The sequence below is a fragment of the Daejeonella rubra genome (assembly GCF_900103545.1).
GTDB classification, from domain to species: domain Bacteria; phylum Bacteroidota; class Bacteroidia; order Sphingobacteriales; family Sphingobacteriaceae; genus Daejeonella; species Daejeonella rubra.
On record NZ_FNHH01000029.1, the window covers coordinates 43,524 to 50,112 of the forward strand.

General features: G+C 36.4%; 5 protein-coding genes and 2 tRNA genes. 5 read left to right on the plus strand and 2 right to left on the minus strand.

Going from position 1 to position 6,589, the window contains the following annotated elements; genetic code table 11:
* Window positions 1–80: 80 nt before the first annotated feature.
* Window positions 81–653, plus strand: a complete 573-nt coding sequence (locus BLR27_RS15655) for a 2'-5' RNA ligase family protein (RefSeq protein WP_090706456.1) — start codon at window positions 81–83, stop codon at window positions 651–653.
* A gap of 35 nt (window positions 654–688) precedes the next feature.
* On the opposite strand, the gene BLR27_RS15660 is transcribed toward BLR27_RS15655, so the two are convergent.
* On the minus strand, window positions 689–1,279 hold the full coding sequence (locus tag BLR27_RS15660) for a DUF502 domain-containing protein (RefSeq protein WP_176767723.1): 591 nt from the start codon (window positions 1,277–1,279) through the stop codon (window positions 689–691).
* Window positions 1,272–3,731, minus strand: coding sequence for a bifunctional UDP-N-acetylmuramoyl-tripeptide:D-alanyl-D-alanine ligase/alanine racemase (locus BLR27_RS15665; RefSeq protein WP_090706460.1), 2,460 nt, complete (start codon window positions 3,729–3,731; stop codon window positions 1,272–1,274). Before BLR27_RS15665 ends, BLR27_RS15660 begins: the two co-directional genes overlap by 8 nt.
* A gap of 59 nt (window positions 3,732–3,790) precedes the next feature.
* On the opposite strand from BLR27_RS15665, the gene BLR27_RS15670 reads away from it, so the two are divergent.
* The 4 genes from BLR27_RS15670 to BLR27_RS15685 all read left to right on the plus strand — a co-directional run bounded on the left by BLR27_RS15670 (window position 3,791) and on the right by BLR27_RS15685 (window position 6,362).
* The gene (locus BLR27_RS15670) at window positions 3,791–4,279 is read left to right on the plus strand and encodes a regulatory protein RecX (RefSeq protein WP_090706462.1); all 489 of its coding nucleotides are present in this window, start codon (window positions 3,791–3,793) and stop codon (window positions 4,277–4,279) included.
* A 68-nt stretch (window positions 4,280–4,347) separates the two neighbouring features.
* A tRNA-Gly gene (locus BLR27_RS15675) sits at window positions 4,348–4,423 on the plus strand.
* 311 nt (window positions 4,424–4,734) lie between these two features.
* A tRNA-Leu gene (locus BLR27_RS15680) sits at window positions 4,735–4,820 on the plus strand.
* 477 nt (window positions 4,821–5,297) lie between these two features.
* Window positions 5,298–6,362 (plus strand): response regulator, encoded by a 1,065-nt coding sequence (locus BLR27_RS15685; RefSeq protein WP_090706463.1) that lies wholly within the window; start codon window positions 5,298–5,300, stop codon window positions 6,360–6,362.
* Window positions 6,363–6,589 lie beyond the last annotated feature (227 nt).

Here is a 6,589-nt window from a genome sequence, read left to right on the forward strand (position 1 = left end):
TTCGAAGAATTTGAAAATCATATTACATCATCGTTTTTTAGAATTCTATTTAAGATTTTTACAAAAAAAGCACAGAAAACATGTCCAGTTTATATCTTCTTGCAATCATTCCACCTCATGACCTGTCCAGGGAGATCCATGAGATAAGATTGCATTGTTCGGAAAAATTTGGCGTTCTGAAAGCTCTTAAACCACCGGTACATATTTCTATCTATCGTCCTTTCAGACTTGAAGAGGATTTTGAAATTAATTTCATCAGAATGATTCAATATGCGTTGGCAGAGCAGGAATCATTTGTACAGGACATTGAAAATTTTGAGGCTTTCAACACCCATGCAATTGTACTTCGGGGATTGATAAACCCCGGGATACTGAAACTTTATAATATCATCAGCGCTACAATGATCGAAAAAGGAATTGATAAACATCCTTCAGATATTTTTCCCTTTCGTCCACATCTGACAATTGCCTACCGGGATATAAAGCCTGAGGTTTTTCCGCTGATATGGGAAGAATACAAAGACAAAAAGTTTACAGCAAGTTTCAAAGTTGATCATTTGAGTCTGCTTAAGCATGACGGGAATCAATGGCTTGTAATCAAAAATTATCCATTCAGGGAAACAAATTCATTATCTGAAACTGGCAAGATCTGAGAGATAGAAAACTAAGATGCAGTTTATCTTAAATTTCATAACTGACTTACCCCACCCGAGACAATAAATTTCATAGCCTCACTTGCACTCATCTTCAAAGGTTTCACCCGGTCAGAACTCACAATGCATAATTGACCTGCAAACGAGTATGATAAAGGAAAATAAACAGCTACTTCACCGGGATAGCCGATCTTGGATAGATCTTTTTGCGTAAGGAAACCTATTTTTTTCAAACCCGTTTCATTCACTTCCACAACCACAGGCTCACTAAATTTTTTGTCGTCACCAACAAATGCCTCTGTGAGATCTTTGAAAGAGGTATAGATCACATTAAAAACAGGTAATCTTTTGAACCAACGGCCAAACCATTTCTTTATTGGGTCAGTTACGAAGTTTGTTACCACAATGCCAACAACAATGAGAAAAACAATAACAGTCAGGATACCAAGACCTGGAATATATATCGGCTTACCCGTTTGATCTACCCAGATCACATCGCTTAAATTAAGTGCAGAGTCCACTTTAGAAACCGCCCAGTAAATAAAAAACAATGCGGCAGCAACAGGCAATATGACCAATGCACCTCTTACCAGGTAATTAAATAAAGCTCTGACAATTCTATTCATAATAATATATTCGTTTTACCCGCTGAGAGATGCCAGTAAGCACTTCATAGGGAATTGTATTCAGCTGTTTTGCAATATCTTCCACACGGATAACATCATTAAATACGACCACCTCATCGCCCTCCTCTGCGTTAATGCCTGTAATATCAATCATACACATGTCCATACAAATTTTACCAATTGTTGGAACTATATTCCCTCTAACAAGCATTTTTCCTTTTCCATTACCTAACCCGCGGTTGTATCCATCGGCATAACCGATTTTTACAGTAGCTATTGTACCCCCATCAGGCATTTTTCCTTCTCTGCTATACCCAACTGTATCTCCCGCAGGAATCTTTTTGATCTGCGAAATGCTGGTTTTCAGCGAAGTTACGGTTTGTAATGGAGATTTATTACCAAATGCAGAATCTATACCGTACAATCCTATACCCAGACGGACCATCTCGAATCGGGCATCCGGCCAGCGACTAATACCAGAGGAATTAGCCAAATGACGAATAAATGAGTATCCCAGTCCTTCTCTGATCTTATCGGATAGTTTTATAAAAAGAGAAATTTGTTGGGATGTGAAATCATCATGCTCAGGATCTTCACTGGCTACCAGATGAGAAAATACACTTTGAACATGCATCAATTTATTCCCATTTAATAATGACAATAGTTGATCAAGCTCCTCTTCCATAAAACCAAGTCTATGCATACCTGTATCCAGTTTTATATGTACAGGATAATTTGAGAGGTTCTTGAGCTTTAAAACCTCTTCAAATTCATTTAAAACGCGAACCGAGTAGATCTCAGGTTCTAATTCATGCTTTATAATGGTATCAAAGGCCCTAGCATCAGGGCTCATGACCATTATAGGAAGACTTGATCCCGCCTTTCTCAATGCAACACCTTCATCGGCATAAGCCACCGCCAAATAATCCACTTTATTAAACTCCAGCAAATTTGCAATTTCAAAACTTCCGCTTCCATAAGAAAAAGCCTTTACCATTGCCATTATTTTGGTACCTGTACCTATTTCAGATTTGTAATAATTAAGATTATGTTCTAATGCATTTAAATTGATCTCAAGAACGGTTTCATGTACCTTTTGGGTTAAAAGCTGACTGATATCTTCAAATCCGAATGTTCTTGCTCCCTTTAACAGGACCGTCTCATTCTGAAATTTTAAAGAGGAAAATTGACTGAGGAGATCTTCAGTCGATTTGAACAATTCAACTTCACAAGGGAAATCTGTGACATATTTAATGATCTTTTCTCCAACCGCGATCAGGCGGTCGACTGATTTATTTACGAGCAAATGCCTGACTTTTTCATAAACAAGCTCAGAATCAACCCCTGGAATATCAGAAAGGATCAATGTTCTGCGTGGATGCTGATTTTGCTGTTTTAAAAAATCTAAAGCAATTGCAAGTGAAGAAAGGTCAAGGCTGTATGAATCGTCAATCACAGAACAATTGTTTATGCCATTTTTTAATTCTAGTCGCATTCCAATTGGAATGAGCTTCTCAAGCCTTATACTAGCTTCTCCGGGTTCATAACCAAGTGCCAGCATGGTCGCCCAGCAAATTACAGCATTTTCTAAGGATGCCTGATCCTTAAAAGGTATGATAGCCTGTATTTCCCTTCCCAAATATTGAGCAAGTAAAACCTGGAATTTATTATCAAGTGACTCAACTTTAATGATTTCCAGATCTGCTTTTTCATAAAAACTCCAGGTGAATTTATTTTCACCTGGCAAGGTACCCTGAAATTCATGCAGGTATTTTCCTGAGTAAATAAAAAGATCTGCAAGCTCGAACAGTTTCAATTTCTCGCTGATCTTTTCTTCATTAGATTCGAAACCTATTTGATGTGCCTCACCAATATTGGTAAGAATACCAATGGTTGGTCTGATAATTTTAGCAAGATTTTCCATCTCCCCTGATTTGGAGATTCCGGCCTCAAAAATCGCAAAATCATACTCTTCATTCATTTCCCAAACAGAAACAGGCACACCGATCTGTGAATTAAAGCTCTTGGGACTTCGAATAATGTTATTTTCGGGAGAAAGTAGCTGATAAAGCCATTCTTTTACAATTGTTTTTCCATTACTTCCTGTTATTCCAATTACAGGATAATCATACCTGCTGCGGTGACTTGCAGACAAGCTCTGAAGAGCCATTAAGGTATCCTGAACCAGGAAAAAATTAGCGTCTTTGAACTGTAAAATGGAAAAGTCAGGATCTGAGATAACAAAGTTTCTTACTCCCTGTTTATAAACCTCTGAAATAAAACTATGACCATCTCTGCGTGACTTCAAAGCAAAGAACAAACCCTTTGCAGGATCATTCAACTTCCTGCTATCTGTGAGTAAGGTTCTGATAACTGATCCCCTATCCCTGACGAATGCTCTGGCATTAAAAATCTCAGTCAATTCTTCAACGCTATAGAGAAGGTGATTCATGACGTAAATTTGAATAATTTTTAAGGAATCCTCTCAAATATTTACGATATTTCAATGCTTTGAGAAATGAAGAACCCAGTCCGAAAATATTTAGCAGAGAACAGGCTAAAGTAAAGGCAGAAAGTTATTGTGCTTATCAGGAAAGATCACAGTTTGAAATTCGCAACAAACTTTATGAATGGGGATTGCATCAAAAAGATGTTGAAGAGATCATATCAGAACTAATAGAACAAAATTTTTTGAATGAAGAACGTTTTGCCCTCGCCTATTCACTGGGTAAATTCAGAATTAAAGGATGGGGTAAGATCAAGATCAGGCAAGGTTTAAAACTGAAACGGATTCCGGACAAGCTGATCCTTAAATCTCTGAAAGCAATTGATGACGATGATTATCTGTCCATGTTAAAGAAAATTCTTGAAAAAAAATCAAAAATGATTTCCGAAAAAGAGCCATTTAAACTAAGATATCTTTTGACGCGCTTTGCTGCAAGCAAGGGATATGAGCTTGACTTGATCACAGACTTACTGATTAACAATAAGTTAGATTAATTGTTGTAAAAAAATTAAAAAATACTTGCCAGAATAGCTTTTCTGCCTATATTTGCACTCACCAAAACGCGAAAGTAGCTCAGTTGGTAGAGCACGACCTTGCCAAGGTCGGGGTCGCGAGTTCGAATCTCGTCTTTCGCTCCAATAAGAAACTCCCTCCTCACAGAGGGAATTTTTGTTTGAAATAGTAAATAATCCACGCTCGGATGGTGGATCCCGATTATTATCGGGAGGTAGACACGAGAACGGTTTCGGTTACCGGAATATAAAATCGAATAACCATCTGCTCGGATGGTGGATCCCGATTATTATCGGGAGGTAGACACGAGAACGGTTTCGGTTACCGGAATATAAAATCGAATAACCATCTGCTCGGATGGTGGATCCCGATTATTATCGGGAGGTAGACACGAGAACGGTTTCGGTTACCGGAATATAAAATCGAATAACCATCTGCTCGGATGGTGGAACTGGTAGACACGCAGGACTTAAAATCCTGTGACCCTTAAAGGTCGTGCGGGTTCGATTCCCGCTCCGAGTACAAAAGCTGATCGATAGATCAGCTTTTGTCATTTTAAGCCTATTCAAAATCATATTAATTTTGGATCTAGTTCAGGCCTTAGAAAAATAATCAAATCATAATCAATAGCTTACAAATTTACAATTGAATAAAACTGATTTTAATCAATTAAAAAATTGATTAAAATCATATAATAAAATAAATATTTTATTGTAAATTTAGTTTGTGGTACTTAAACCTATTATTTCAATTTATAAAAGGAAAAGATTGAAATAGACAAATTCATATATAAAACACTTTTACGGGAACCCCAACAAATTAGTAAAAGAGTAGTATTAAATAATCATAATCATATATAATAAACTATTTGTAATAGTATATTATTTTTTGAGATCAATTTGAATTAATACTACTAAATGAAAAATAATCCTGACCATATAAGCTTTTAAAACATGTCGTGAAGAACTATTAACCTCAGTATTCAGCAAAGTATTAGAAATGAAAAAAATCCTATTGATTGAAGATGATAAATCCTTTAGAGATAAACTGGATCAGTTACTAAGCCTCTCCGGCTACAAAGTACTAAGTTGCGATAATGGCAAGACCGGTATTGAAACTGCTTTAAAAGAAAGCCCCCAATTTATTATATGTGATGTGCAAATGCCGGATATAGACGGCTATGGTGTAATTCATATTTTAAGCAATCATCCTAAAACTTCAGGAACACCCTTTATCTTTCTTTCGGGAAATGCAGATTATGTGAATCAACGAAAAGGAATGAGCCTTGGGGCTGATGACTACCTGGTAAAACCATTTGACAGCAACGATCTGTTAAATACCATAAGATTAAGAATAGACAAAAATGAAAGTTTAAAAAACAAATTTCATTTGACAAGTGATACTGAAAAAGACGATAGTTTTAGTCCTAGTAGTATAGGTAAAGCAAGTTGTCTCATAACAGAAAGGCATGAGACCCAATATTTTAAAAGAAAGCATGTTCTTTATATGCCCGGACAACGACCTTCAGCATTATACTACATTAAATCAGGGAAGGTTAAAGAATTTATTGTTAATGAAGATGGCAAAGAACTAATTACAGGCATATACTCTAAAGGAGATTTCTTTGGATATACCGAAATATTGAAGGAATGCAATTACAGCAAAAATGCCAGACTGATGGAGGATTCTTCAATTGTACTTATTCCAAAGGAAGACTTCCTGCAAAAGATCCATACAAACTCCATTATCGCAAAAGAGTTCATTACTATGTTATCCCAAAACATTAGTGAAAATGAAAAAATAATTATCAATATGGCATATAATTCATTAAGAAAGAAAGTGGCCATAGGAATTGTAAGGCTGATAGACAAATTAAAAGAAAGTAAAAACGGCAAAAGTATTATAAATATTTCCCGTGAAGATCTTGCTCATGTAGTTGGTTCGTCTTTAGAATCAACCATCAGAACCCTTAAAGAATTCAAGACTGAAAAATTGATTGAAGTAGAAGACAATGGAACAATTATAGTTCTTGATGAACAGAAGATCAGGAATCTGAGGCACTAAAAGACCTGGTAATTCTGATAAAAAGTATATCAGTTACATTTTCAAGTAAAAATTGACATAAAACAAAAACACCCTTAAGTTTGATTGAACTTAAGGGTGTTTTTGTTTAGAATGATTTTCAGACCTGCTTTATGGATATTCCGCTCCATAGTACGCCACGATTCCGACACAAAGTACGCCGCCCATTCCGAAGCAAAGTACGCCACGATTCCGAGGGAAAGGTTACC